Raw genomic sequence first — 14,056 nt, 5'->3', positions numbered from 1 at the left:
TTAATTACTTAAGTTTCGAGCTGCAAAGTAACAAAAAAAAAAAATAACTACCAAACATTTCCTAAGAAAACTCTACGAATAGACAAATTTTTCCATCGAAAAGAAAAATTTATTGAAGAATTTATTTTAATTTTGCATTTTATGAGCAGAATAATCCTTATCACCGGAGGCCAACGGTCTGGAAAAAGTGAAAAAGCAGAGCAATTGGCGTTAACACTCAGCGAAAACCCTGTTTATCTGGCCACAGCCCATATTTGGGACGATGAGTTTCGCGAGCGTGTACGTCGCCATCAGGAGCGTCGTGGACCACAATGGACTAATATAGAAGAGGAACACGCACTGAGTCGTCACGATTTTTCAGGACGTGTGGTTTTGGTGGACTGCCTGACGCTTTGGGCCACTAATTTCTTCTGCGAAGCAGAGGAGGTTGACGTAGTGCTCGACAAACTGAAACAGGAATTTGACCGCTTGGTGAGTCAAAATGCCACATTCATTTTCGTAACCAACGAAATTGGATCGGGTGGAGTAAGTGCCAATGCCGTGCAACGCAAATTTACAGATCTACTGGGATGGTTCAACCAATATGTGGCTTCAAAGGCCGACGAGGTAATTCTGATGGTTAGTGGAATTTCAGTAAAAATCAAATGACAACATTTAATATTTATCCTCTCGACGATTCACTTCGTCCTACCATTCAGTCGAAAATCGACAATCTCAACAAACCCAAAGGCTCATTGGGCCGCTTGGAAGAACTCGCATTACAGATATGCTTGATAGAACAGACACTATCGCCCACCCTGCATCATCCCAGTCACTTGCTATTTGGTGCAGACCATGGTATTGAGCGCGAAAGAGTAAGCGTCTCGCCACGCGAAGTGACTTGGCAACAGATGATAAACTTCACACGTGGCGGAGGCGGAGTCAATATGTTCTGCCGACAATACGGTTTCGACTTGAAGATTATCGACGTCGGAGTGGATTACGACCTTTCATCTATAGAAGGTATCATTCCACGCAAAATCGCTTGGGGCACTAACAATTTCTTGCATGAAGCGGCCATGAGTCAGGAAGAAATGGAACAAGCACTCGGCATAGGCCGCGACATGGTGGATTGCTGTCAGAAAGAAGGGTGCCAGGTGATTTCTATAGGAGAAATGGGCATCGCCAACACATCGCCAAGCAGCATATGGATGAGCCTGTTTGCCCATCTGCCACTCAACACCTGCATCGGAGCTGGCGCAGGACTCAATACAGCGGGCATCAATCATAAATACGAGGTACTGAACGAGGCAGTAAACAGATTCAAAGCCAATGGAGGTCAGGAAGAGGATGCATGGGAGGTAATACGTTATTTCGGCGGATTCGAAATGGTGGCAGCCATTGGAGCCATGTTGCGTGCGGCAGAATTACACCTTATTATATTAATAGACGGATTCATCATGTCTGCATGTGCCTTGGCCGCAAGCAAACTCTACCCACAAGCCAAACAATACATGGTATTTGCCCATTGTGGTGACGAAAGCGGCCACAAACTTCTGCTTGACAGTATGGGAGTGCAGCCACTATTGAATCTTGGTCTGAGACTGGGAGAAGGCACAGGAGCACTTTGCTCCTTTGGCATTTTGGAGAGTAGCGTACGGATGATGCAGGAGATGAATAATTTCGATAATGCACACATCACCAAATATTTCTAACCATCGAAAAAAACAACAATCATGAGACTTCGCATAGACCAAACAAAATGGTGGGAGACTCCTATGGCAGCACTCATCTTCTTCACCCGACTGCCTTTCTGGCGACTGTGTTCACCCTCCAAAGCATGTTATCAGCACGTTGTGGAATACTGGCCTTTGGCCGGATGGCTCACAGGCGGAATCATGGCTCTAACATTCTATATAACAAGCGCATGGTTCACCTTGCCCGTAGCGGTATTATTAGCCATCATCGCACGAATCCTCACCACAGGGGCGCTCCACGAAGATGGTCTTGCAGACTTTCTTGACGGTTTCGGAGGTGGTTACAACCGTGAACGCATCCTTTCCATCATGAAAGACTCACATATAGGCACATACGGAGTTTTGGGACTGATTCTTTATTTTGCACTACTCGCCACTACACTTCTCGCCATCGGAGATCATGAAATAACCACCCTCACGCCTTCCTTCGCTTTGGATAATGCCGATTCCGCTTCAACACTTCTTCTTGCTTCGACAATTCTTGCAGCCGACCCATTTTGTAAGATGGTAAGCGGTCAACTCATCATGTTTCTACCCTATGCCCGTAAAGAGGAAGAGGCTAAATCTAAAACCGTTTATGTAAAATACGGACTCCAGGCTGGTCTCCGACTGGCTCTCACCGGACTAATGCCCTTAGTAGGTTGGGGCTGGATGATGAACCAATGGTTTGCCGTTCCATTTTCATCGATAGAAGTGCTGGTTGCCGTTCCGTGTATTGTATTCTATCTGCTCTATCTGCTGATGAACCGCAAATTGCAGGGATATACGGGCGATTGCTGCGGAGCCACATTCCTTTTAACAGAACTCTCGTTTTACCTCACTTGCGCAGCCACATTATAATGGCCCAACATCTCGGAACAGGAAAAAATATTCAAATGACCCTGTATTAACAATATACTCACCCACATAACGTCATCTTGCCAATACAAAAAAAAAGCGATGTCCCAACTTCACAGCAGAGACATCACGAAACAGGTATTAGTCCTTTTAAGGTAAAAAGATTGTATTCAGGATAACGTCTGCAAAGGTACTTCTTTTTTTCAACTAACACAAATATTTTTATATGATATATAACATGTTTTCGACCTAATTCCACATTTTTTACCGCTTTTCTTGAGATTTTAGAGATTTCTATTGTATCTTTGCAAACGAAGGGCAAACTATAGCCGTCAAGCTAACAAACATCACTATATCACACATGTAGCATAGACTGCTCCAACAAAAAGAAAACAAAAACGTATCACATAATATGACTGAAGAGAAAACAACAACAGAGAACGAAGAGAAAAAAAGCATTAGCTTCGTTGAACAGATTGTAGAAAACGACCTCGCAGAGGGCAAAAATGGCAAACGCATACAGACACGATTCCCACCGGAACCTAACGGATACATACACATCGGACACGCCAAGGCCATCTGCATGGACTTCGGAGTAGCAGAAAAATACAACGGAATTTGCAACCTCCGATTCGATGACACCAACCCCACTAAAGAAAACACAGAGTATGTCGAAAACATCATGAACGACATCAAGTGGCTCGGATTTAACTGGGGAAATGTGTATTATGCATCCGACTACTTCGATAAACTGTGGGAATTCGCCATTTGGCTCATAGAAAAAGGAATGGCATACGTGGACGAACAGACATCTGAACAAATTGCAGAACAGAAAGGAACGCCCACACAGCCTGGACAGCCAAGTCCGTTCCGCGACAGACCCATAGAGGAGAACCTCAAGCTCTTCAAACAAATGAATACGCCGGAAGCCGTAGAGGGTTCTATGGTGCTCAGAGCCAAACTCGACATGGCAAGCCCAAACATGCACTTCCGCGACCCTATCATCTACAGAATCATTCAGATTCCTCACCACAGAACAGGAACAAAATGGCATGCATACCCCATGTACGACTTCGCACACGGACAGAGCGACTATTTTGAAGGGGTTACACACTCCATCTGTACCCTCGAATTCGTGCCTCACCGCCCACTCTACGACAAATTCGTGGACTTCCTGCAAGAAAAAGAAGGGCAGACAGAATACCGCCCAAGACAGATTGAGTTCAACAGACTCAACCTCACTTATACCGTCATGTCAAAACGCAAACTTAAAGCACTCGTTGACGAAAACCTCGTCAGCGGATGGAATGATCCACGAATGCCAACCGTTTGCGGAATGAGAAGGAGAGGATACTCTGCACAAAGCATCAGAAACTTCATCGACTCCATCGGATACACTAAGTTTGACGCACTCAACGACTACGCTCTCCTTGAAGCAGCTGTACGTGAAGACCTTAACAAAAAAGCATGCAGAGTGTCTGCCGTGCTCAACCCTGTAAAGCTTATCATCACCAACTATCCTGAAGGACAGACAGAAGAACTCACAGCTATCAACAACCCAGAGAACGAGGCAGACGGTACACACAACATCACCTTCAGCCGCGAACTTTGGATTGAGCGCGAAGACTTCATGGAAGATGCACCCAAGAAATTCTTCCGTATGACACCAGGAAAAGAGGTGAGACTCAAAAACGCATACATCATCGCCTGCACAGGATGCAAGAAAAACGAAGCAGGAGAGATTGAAGAAATCTATGCAGAGTACGATCCAGAAAGCAAGAGCGGAATGGCGGGAGCAGACAGAAAGGTCAAAGGTACACTCCATTGGGTAAGTGCCGGCCACTGCATCAAAGCAGAAGTAAGACTATACGACAGACTGTTCTCCGTAGAAAACCCTGGTGCTGATGAACGCGACTTCCGCGAACTTCTCAACCCAGAATCTCTCACCGTGCTCAACAACTGTTATGTAGAGAAATTCCTTGAAGAGAAACAACCTGGAGACTTCCTGCAGTTCCAACGTATCGGCTATTTCACACCAGATGAAGATTCTAAACCCGGACACCTTGTCTTCAACCGTACAGTAGGATTAAAAGACAACTGGGCAAAGAAAAACAAATAAGAAACAAGGCAATTTAAATGCTATTGACTGACGACAAATTCTTCAACGACCCAGAGTTCAGAGAAATGCTCAAAGCATACGAAGAGGCAGCATCCAAAGGGATGCCGCCCTTCTTTGATGCAGACGACCTCATAGACATTGCAGACTACTATCGGTTGACAGACCAAATGGATAAAGCCATGGAAGTGGCACAAAACGCTATAGACCTCTTCCCAAACGCCACCCTGCCCAATGTCTTCATGGCAAGAAATGCACTCCAGAACGACAACCTCAAAGAGGCAGAATACTACGTCAGTATGATTGAAGCCGAAGACGATCCCGACTATATCTACATCAAAGCCGAACTACTCATTTACCAATACAAGCTAGAAGAGGCAGAAAAGCTCCTTGAAGCAAAATTCCACGAACTCACCAATGATGACAACGGATGGTTCATCAAAGACGTAGCAAACCTCTATCTCGACTATGGAGAATACGAAAGAGGATATACATGGATGATGAGATATTGTGACGTCAAGGACGATGACTATAAAGAACTATTGGGAAGAGCACTCTACGGTACATGGAAACTCGAAGAATGTGAAAGCATATTCACAGAACTTGCCGACAAATATCCTTTCGACAAGAAATACTGGAAAGTACTGGCTGAAGCACAACTCTCACAAAACAAATTCGATGAAGCCATCAATAGCAGCGAATATGCAATTGCCATTGACCCTGACGATCCCGTTCCACATGGCATCAAGGCATCTGCATTAATGGGAAAAGGCAACTGGGAAGAGGCTGTAAAATTTTTCAAGACCGCCCTCAGTCATGCACAATATGATTGTAGCGGATATATTCAACTTGCCACCTGCCTCATCAACACCAATGAGTTTAAGGAAGCATTGGAATGGTTGGAAAAAGCACTCAAGGAAAGCGGGAATGCCAGAGAATACGAAGGAGCTATCTATCATCAAATGGCACTCTGCCAAGGTGCACTTGGGAATAACGAAGAGGCAAAAAAACTTTTGGATAAAGCAGAAGAAAAAGGAGAAAACAAAACAGACCTCTACGTGGCTCGGGCACATATCCTACAAACTGAGAAACAGTACGAAGCAGCTGATAGATATTTCAACAAAGCTCTCGAACTGTCAACAGACCAGATGCATACACTCATAAGAATTGCTATCTCCCTAACAGACTGTCAAAGATATAAAGAGTGTCTCCAACTACTCAAAGAGAAATTGCCAGTCATCGATGAAAATTGCACAGAAGGACTTTCACTTCTCGCACTATGCTCACTCAGACTTAACCAAGCTGAAGACTTTCTCTATTATCTCCGTCTGGCAGCAGAACGAAATCCCATCGAACTGCGCATGATACTCGGGGCATACTTTCCCGAGAATATGGCCACGAAGGACTATTACGATTTCGCATATAAACAGATTCATAAAAGCAAACAACAGTGAACTTTATTACATCACTCCTTGCCAACCTCAACTATGGCACCATATTCTTCCTCATGCTACTCGAAAGCACGGTCGTACCCGTGCCATCAGAATTCGTAGTTACACCAGCAGCCTACCATGCTGCAGGAGGAAATCTTGATGTTTTCCTTGTCATACTATTCGCTACAATCGGAGCTGACTTCGGAGCATCCATCAACTATCTTGTGGCATACTACGTAGGAAGACCGGTAATCTATCGTTTCGCCAACAGCAAATGGGGAAAACTATGCCTACTCAATCAAGAGAAAGTAGAGAAAAGCGAACGCTACTTCGACGACCACGGCGTAGTAGCAACTCTCACAGGAAGACTCATACCTGGCATCAGACACCTTATTTCCATCCCAGCAGGACTCGCCAAGATGAACTACTGGAAATTCTTGCTCTATACTACAGTAGGAGCAGCAGCATGGCATTCTATCCTCGCACTCCTGGGATGGTACCTCCACAGCGTTGTACCTGAAGAGCAACTAAACGATAAAATCACAGAATATGCCGAATACATAAAAATTGGCATACTTGCCATCATGATACTTGCCATTGGCTATTTCATCGTGCGTTCGTTGCTAAAAAAATCAAGAAAAAAGTAAAAAAACAAAGATTCTTGTAAAAAGGCAGATAAAATAGACGTAAATATTTCTTAATACCGAATATTTTCCGTATATTTGCCACGTTTTCTTAAACTTTCAACAACGTATAAATTGCTTATGTCAAGAAACAATAACCATCTCGTTATCATGGCAGGAGGAGTAGGTAGCAGATTCTGGCCTATGAGTACCGAAGAAACCCCAAAACAGTTCATCGATGTATTGGGAGTCGGACGCTCATTGCTCCAACTCACAAGAGACCGCTTCGAAAGTGTAGTCCCCCATGACAATATATGGGTGGTCACAAATCGAAAATATGTTCATATGGTGCAGCAACAACTGCCAGACATGCCAACAAACCATATACTTTGCGAACCATGTCGGCGCAATACTGCACCATGTATTGCATACGTCAGTTGGCGAATTAAAGCTCAAGACCCCAAAGCTAATATCGTAGTCACACCAAGTGACCATATCGTAACTGACCCTGTAGAATTCAGACGTGTAGTAAGCGAGTGTCTGGATTTTACGGCTGATAGCGATGCCATCGTTACACTGGGCATGAAAACCTCAAGACCAGAAACAGGATACGGATACATACAGGCAGACCTGTCAAGCAGTTCTTTACGAAACAAAGAAATTTTCCGAGTGGATTCCTTCAAGGAAAAGCCAGACCTTGAGACTGCTAAACAATATATCAAGAAGAACTACTATTTTTGGAACGCAGGTATATTCATTTGGAATGTATCAACCATCGTCAATGCATTCCGCGTATATCAACCCGTCATGTCCAAACTCTTCGAGTCACTACTCCCGATATACGGAACAGAAAAAGAACAGGAGGAAATAGACCGCACATTCCCAGAATGTGACAACATATCCGTCGATTATGCCATCATGGAGAAGGCAGAAGAGATTTTCGTATGTCCTGCAGACTTCGGATGGAGCGACCTCGGCACATGGGGTTCGCTGCAAATGCAGACCAGAAAAGACATCTATGGTAATGCATGCATCGGAAATAATATCACTCTCGTAGAGTCACACAACTGTATGATCCATACCACACAAGAAAAAAAAGTGGTAGTACAGGGACTCGACGGTTATATCGTAGCAGAAAACAACGACACCCTGCTCATCTGCAAACTCTCAGAAGAACAACGCATCAAGCAGTTCTCTGAAATGAATTAACCGAGTCTAAAAATCTAGCGATTTTATTTCGCACGAAAGAAAAATAATCCTTAAACCAAACAAGACTAAGACAATAACATAGATATGGAAGACAAGAAAGTAGCCCTCATCACAGGAATTACCGGACAAGACGGTTCGTACCTCGCTGAATTTCTCATCGAGAAAGGTTACGAAGTACATGGACTCCTAAGACGTTCATCATCATTCAATACAGGAAGAATTGAACATCTCTATCTCGATGAATGGGTACGCGATATGAAGAAAAAACGACTCGTCAACCTCCATTGGGCGGACATGACAGACTCTTCGTCGCTCATCAGAATCATTGGTGAAACAAAACCTACGGAAATATACAACCTTGCAGCACAAAGCCATGTAAAGGTGTCATTTGACGTGCCAGAATATACGGCAGACGTTGATGCAACAGGAGTACTCAGACTTCTCGAAGCAGTAAGAATTTGCGGACTGGAAAAAAGCTGTCGCATCTACCAAGCCTCAACATCAGAACTATTTGGAAAAGTACAAGAAGTTCCGCAAAGCGAAACAACTCCATTCTATCCCCGTTCGCCCTATTCTGTAGCCAAACTCTATGGCTTTTGGATCATGAAAAACTATCGGGAGTCCTACGGCATGTATTGCTGTAACGGTATTCTCTTCAATCATGAAAGTGAACGAAGAGGTGAAACATTCGTCACAAGAAAAATAACACTTGCTGCCGCACGCATTGCACAAGGCTATCAAGACAAGCTCTATCTCGGAAACCTCAACTCACTCCGTGACTGGGGATACGCAAAAGACTACATCGAATGCATGTGGCTTATACTACAACAGCCCCAACCCGATGATTTTGTCATTGCAACAGGCGAATACCATACTGTACGTGAGTTTGCGACACTCGCATTCAAGGAGGCTGGTATTGAATTGGAATGGCGTGGCGATGGTATAGACGAAAAAGGAATAGACAAGAAAACAGGAAAAATTCTTGTAGAAGTAGATCCTAAATACTTCCGCCCTGCAGAAGTTGACCAACTACTCGGAAATCCAGCAAAAGCCAAAAACACACTGGGATGGAACCCACAGAAGACATCCTTTGAAGAACTCGTCAGAATCATGGTTCGCCATGACATGACCTTCGTCAAAAAACTCTTCCTCAAAGCACAGCTCCCAGAATAATTATAAACAAGGCGCCCCACAACGGGGTAAAAATAAACAAGATAAAAGTCAAAACAAAGACAACAATGTTGGACAAGAACAGCAAAATATATGTAGCTGGACACCACGGGCTCGTAGGCTCAGCCATTTGGAATAATCTCAAGCAACGGGGTTATACAAATCTCGTTGGGCGAAGCCATAAAGAACTTGATCTGACTGACCAAATAGCAGTCAAACAGTTCTTCGACCAAGAACAACCTGATGCTGTTGTCCTTGCAGCAGCCTTCGTAGGTGGCATCATGGCCAATTCCCTCTACCGTGCAGACTTCATCATGCAGAACATGAAAATGCAATGCAACGTTATCAGCGAAGCCTATGCACACCAAGTCAAGAAACTGCTGTTCCTTGGCTCAACATGCATCTATCCTAAAAACGCGCCACAGCCCATGAAGGAAGATGTCTTGCTTACCTCACCACTCGAATACACCAACGAGGAATATGCTATTGCCAAAATAGCAGGTCTTAAGATGTGTGAGAGCTATAATCTACAGTACGGCACGAATTATATCGCCGTGATGCCAACCAACCTCTACGGACCAAACGACAACTTCCATCTTGAAAACAGTCACGTCATGCCTGCTATGATGCGAAAAATCTATCTGGCAAAACTCATCCACGAACAAGACTGGAAGAGTATCGAAACAGATATGAATAAACGACCCATCAACCCCACGGACAAATTACGAGCCATCATCGGAGAAGGTAATGTTGATGGAAACAATAGCCACGAACGTATTCTAAGAGCATTAGAATTCTACGGCATATACGACAACAAGGTTGTTTTATGGGGAACGGGCACTCCACTACGCGAATTTCTATGGAGTGAAGACATGGCAGACGCAAGTGTTTACATCCTCCTAAACGTAGATTTCAAAGACATCATTGGAATAGAAAAATATTCATCTGTTTTCTACGGTGCAAAGACTAATGGTCTCGTAGATCGAAACAATTCTGAAGGACGTGGTGGTGCAATTCCTGCCCTTGGAGAAATCCGCAACTGTCACATCAACGTAGGAACAGGAAAAGAACTCACCATCAGAGAACTCTCAGAATTGATAAGGGAAACCATAGGATTCAATGGTGAGATCGTTTTCGACACCTCAAAACCTGACGGAACCATGCGCAAGCTCATCGATGTTTCCAAACTACACTCACTGGGATGGACGCATCACGTAGAGATTGAAAATGGAGTAAGAAAACTCTTTGAATGGTATCGGCAAAGTCTGATATAGAAATCCTAACAATAAAAAAAAATAACTAAAGCCTATGATTCAATCCTTTGAAGAACTCCGTAACAAACTGCAGCAGAATGGAAAATGCCGTAAAATTGCTGCCGTATGCGTCTATGACGAAGCCACCAAGTCTGCGCTCAACCAATGTGAACAACTTGGATTGGCAGAAATTATCTATGTAAATGATGACATACCAGAAGAAGCAGCCAACAAGGCCGTGGCCATGGTAAGAAACGGAGAAGCCGATGTCCTTATGAAAGGACTCATCGGAACAGACCAGCTTCTGCGTGCGGTACTTAACAAGGAACATGGACTGCTTCCAGAAGGACGTATCCTGACCCACCTCACATTGGCTGAGATACCCACCTACCACAAAATGCTCTTCTTTAGCGATGCTGCGGTAATTCCATATCCCACTCACGAGCAACGCATCGAACAGGTAAGATACGCTTCAGAAGTATGTCATGCCATGGGCATCCGTCAACCACGTATTGCCCTTATTCATTGTTCTGAGAAACCAAGTAAGCGTTTTCCGTTCGTTGACGGCTATAAAGACATTTGTCAGATGGCGAAAGATGGTATCTATGGTGATTGTATCGTAGATGGTCCTCTCGACATCAAAACAGCATGTTCTTTAAAAGCCTTACAGGCTAAAAGTCTGCAATCACCATTGATGGGCGAAACCGATGTGCTCATCATGCCAGACATAGAGGCAGGTAACGTTTTCTACAAATCCATGACACTATTTGCAGGAGCGAAAACAGCAGGAATGCTTTGTGGAGCTTCCCATCCAGTCGTGGTACCTTCACGTGGCGACTGTGCCGAAGCAAAATTCAACAGCATTCTCTTCGCCCTATCAAGCCTACCGGATTAACTCAAAACAAGTCCTTTCCACAAAAACGGCACTCTAAAAGAAAGGCCAAAAAGAAAACAACAAGGGAATGAGATAAGTGCAGAAAGTCATTAACTAATTATCAAAAACTATGCGAATTCTCGTCATCAACCCAGGTTCAACATCGACAAAGATAGCTGTCTATGAAGACGAAAAGCCAATACTCCTTCATAGCATCACCCACTCTGCCGATGAATTGGCTGTCTATGATGCTATTACCGAACAACAGGATTTCCGACGCAATCTTGTCATCAAAGAACTGCACCGTGCTAATATTCCTGTAAAATTCGATGCTGTCATTGGACGTGGAGGCTTGGTTAAGCCTATTGCAGGTGGAGTTTATGAAATCAACGAGCAGATGCTCAACGACACACTACACGGATGCGTCATGCACAATCACGCGTGCAATCTTGGTTGTCTGATAGCACATGAAATTGCCATCACAATTCCAAACTGTCGCGCATTTATTGCTGACCCAGGAGTTGTCGATGAACTCTCTCCATTAGCACGTATCAGCGGTAGTCCGCTCATGCCTCGCATCTGTATATGGCATGCTCTTAATCAACGAGCCATTGCAAGACGATACGCAAGAGAAATCGGTAAAAGATACGAAGACCTCAATCTCATCATCTGCCACTTAGGAGGAGGCATATCCGTAGCAGCACATGAACACGGAAAGGCCATCGACACCAACAATGCTCTCGACGGTGAAGGTCCGTTCTCGCCAGAGCGTGCAGGTTCCTTGCCGGCAGCAGACCTCATCCGCCTCTGTTTCAGTGGAAAATATACAGAAAAACAATTACTGAAGCGAATAGCAGGAAAAGCAGGACTTACCGCACATCTTGGCACCAACAACATGAAAGAGATACAAGAACGCATCAAGAATGGAGACAAACAAGCACAAATCATTACAGATGCCATGATTTACCACACAGCAAAACAAATAGCAGCAGAAGGTGCAGTACTTTGCGGTAACGTTGACGCTATTCTATTGACAGGGGGCATGGCACATAGTGATTACATTACTAACGAGCTTCGTCGCAGAATCGGCTACCTCGCACCTGTTTATTGTTTTCCTGGAGAAAACGAAATGGAAGCATTAGCTCTCAATGCGTTATCTGTATTAAAAGGAACTAGCAAGGCACAAATTTACCAATAGCCCCAACACAGTAGTTAGATTCTGAGAAAAAGGAAACTCCTCTCTTGTTATTAGCAAGAGAGGAGAAACTATATGAAGCAATATCTATAATCAGATATTGTTTTTCAGAATATCCTTCCAACGGGCGTAAGCAGCAAGATACTCTGCGCGGTGTGCCTCATCCGGTTCAATCACCTGAAGTTTATCCAAAGAAGCAAAAGCCTCATTATTGTCTTTATAGATACCAGCACCGATACCAGCACCCTTGGCAGCGCCTACCGATCCATCTGTATCATATAATTCAATAGTTGCCCCACTAACACCTGCGAGGGTATCACGGAACAATGGACTCAAGAACATGTTAGCCTTACCAGCATGTATCTTGTGGATATCCATACCCATCTGTTGCATGATTTCCATACCATAGCAGAACGAGAACACAATACCTTCCTGTGCAGCACGTACAAGATGTGCACGATTATGCTTATTAAAATTAACACCATTGAACGAACAGCCAATTTCCTTGTTCTCCAAAACGCGTTCTGCACCGTTTCCAAAAGGAATAACAGTAACTCCTTCACTTCCGATAGGAACAGTAGCAGCGAGATCATTCATCTCTGCATAACCAACCTCAGGAGTTATATTACGATGAACCCATGCATTTAGGATACCTGTACCATTGATGCACAGCAGTACGCCCAAACGGGTTTGTTCTTCAGTATGATTGACGTGTGCAAATGTATTCACACGACTTTTCTTGTCGTAGTTAACATTTCCAAGCACACCATAAACCACACCTGATGTTCCGGCTGTAGATGCGATTTCTCCAGGATTAAACACATTAAGCGACAATGCATTGTTGGGTTGATCACCTGCACGGTAGGTTATCGGGGTTCCTGCCTCCAAACCTGTCTCTGCAGCAGCTTCTGCCGAAACTTCACTCTGAATGCTGAAAGTCGGAACGATATCGCTGATTATCGACTCATCAAAGCCATAATATTTGGTCAAGAAATCAGCAACTCTGTTATTTTTGAAATCCCAAAGCATTCCTTCGCTCAATCCACTTACTGTAGTATTGGCAACACCTGAGAGACGCATGGCAATATAATCACCCGGCAACATCACCTTATAAATTTTCTCATAAATGTCGGGCTCGTTCTCTTTCACCCATGCCAATTTAGCCGCAGTAAAGTTACCTGGTGAATTCAACAAGTGACCAAGACATTGTTCTGCGCCCAAATCACGGAATGCTTTCTCGCCATAAGGTACTGCACGTGAATCACACCAAATAATAGAAGGACGCAGCGCCTGCAGATTCTTATCTACACATACCAAGCCGTGCATCTGATAGGAAATACCAATAGCCTTGATATCTTCACCCTTAACCTGGGCATCAGCCATAATTTTCTTCAAACTCAATTTGGCATTATCCCACCACATCTGAGGATCCTGTTCTGCCCATCCTGCTTTTACAGCCATAATAGGAGCTTCTTTTTCAGGATAAAAAGCAGTAGCAACACACTTGCCTGTGTCGGCATTTACCAACGACGCTTTGACAGAAGAACTGCCCACGTCAAAACCTAATAGGTATCTATTTGACATAATACAATAGTTAATAATTTATTTAT

The 14,056-nt window shown here is 44.1% G+C and carries 12 protein-coding genes; 11 read left to right on the top strand and 1 reads right to left on the bottom strand.

Features of this window, described 5'->3' with window-relative positions; genetic code table 11:
* Positions 1-141 precede the first annotated feature (141 nt).
* From cobU to buk, 11 genes are all read left to right on the top strand, one after another.
* Positions 142-648, top strand: a complete 507-nt coding sequence (cobU, locus tag CIK88_RS08980; RefSeq protein ID WP_094435976.1) for a bifunctional adenosylcobinamide kinase/adenosylcobinamide-phosphate guanylyltransferase — start codon at positions 142-144, stop codon at positions 646-648.
* Positions 645-1,694 carry a nicotinate-nucleotide--dimethylbenzimidazole phosphoribosyltransferase gene (gene cobT, locus CIK88_RS08975; protein WP_094389410.1) on the top strand — a complete coding sequence of 350 codons (1,050 nt, stop codon included), beginning with the start codon at positions 645-647 and terminating at the stop codon, positions 1,692-1,694. The genes cobU and cobT overlap by 4 nt, the downstream gene beginning before the upstream one ends.
* Positions 1,695-1,715: 21 nt before the next feature.
* Positions 1,716-2,576 carry an adenosylcobinamide-GDP ribazoletransferase gene (locus tag CIK88_RS08970; RefSeq protein ID WP_094435974.1) on the top strand — a complete coding sequence of 287 codons (861 nt, stop codon included), beginning with the start codon at positions 1,716-1,718 and terminating at the stop codon, positions 2,574-2,576.
* Positions 2,577-2,985: 409 nt separating this feature from the next.
* Positions 2,986-4,692 carry a glutamine--tRNA ligase/YqeY domain fusion protein gene (locus CIK88_RS08965; protein WP_094435972.1) on the top strand — a complete coding sequence of 569 codons (1,707 nt, stop codon included), beginning with the start codon at positions 2,986-2,988 and terminating at the stop codon, positions 4,690-4,692.
* A gap of 17 nt (positions 4,693-4,709) precedes the next feature.
* Entirely contained in the window at positions 4,710-6,143 is a 1,434-nt protein-coding gene (locus CIK88_RS08960) for a lipopolysaccharide assembly protein LapB (protein ID WP_094435969.1), read from the top strand.
* Positions 6,140-6,769 (top strand): DedA family protein, encoded by a 630-nt coding sequence (locus tag CIK88_RS08955; protein ID WP_094389414.1) that lies wholly within the window; start codon positions 6,140-6,142, stop codon positions 6,767-6,769. Before CIK88_RS08960 ends, CIK88_RS08955 begins: the two co-directional genes overlap by 4 nt.
* A gap of 117 nt (positions 6,770-6,886) precedes the next feature.
* Positions 6,887-7,954, top strand: a complete 1,068-nt coding sequence (locus CIK88_RS08950; protein ID WP_094435967.1) for a mannose-1-phosphate guanylyltransferase — start codon at positions 6,887-6,889, stop codon at positions 7,952-7,954.
* 84 nt (positions 7,955-8,038) lie between these two features.
* The gene (gene gmd, locus CIK88_RS08945; RefSeq protein ID WP_094435965.1) at positions 8,039-9,127 is read left to right on the top strand and encodes a GDP-mannose 4,6-dehydratase; all 1,089 of its coding nucleotides are present in this window, start codon (positions 8,039-8,041) and stop codon (positions 9,125-9,127) included.
* Positions 9,128-9,192: 65 nt separating this feature from the next.
* The gene (locus tag CIK88_RS08940; protein ID WP_173815658.1) at positions 9,193-10,398 is read left to right on the top strand and encodes a GDP-L-fucose synthase; all 1,206 of its coding nucleotides are present in this window, start codon (positions 9,193-9,195) and stop codon (positions 10,396-10,398) included.
* 34 nt (positions 10,399-10,432) lie between these two features.
* Entirely contained in the window at positions 10,433-11,272 is an 840-nt protein-coding gene (locus tag CIK88_RS08935; RefSeq protein ID WP_094435963.1) for a phosphate acyltransferase, read from the top strand.
* A gap of 109 nt (positions 11,273-11,381) precedes the next feature.
* Entirely contained in the window at positions 11,382-12,449 is a 1,068-nt protein-coding gene (gene buk, locus CIK88_RS08930; RefSeq protein ID WP_094435961.1) for a butyrate kinase, read from the top strand.
* A gap of 90 nt (positions 12,450-12,539) precedes the next feature.
* On the opposite strand, the gene CIK88_RS08925 is transcribed toward buk, so the two are convergent.
* Positions 12,540-14,030 (bottom strand): xylulokinase, encoded by a 1,491-nt coding sequence (locus CIK88_RS08925; RefSeq protein ID WP_094435959.1) that lies wholly within the window; start codon positions 14,028-14,030, stop codon positions 12,540-12,542.
* Between the last annotated feature and the right edge of the window lie 26 nt (positions 14,031-14,056).

This window comes from Prevotella sp. P5-50, from assembly GCF_002251295.1.
GTDB lineage: Bacteria > Bacteroidota > Bacteroidia > Bacteroidales > Bacteroidaceae > Prevotella.
The sequence above is the reverse complement of the archived record's forward strand: the minus strand, read 5'-3'. Positions and strand labels throughout refer to the sequence as shown.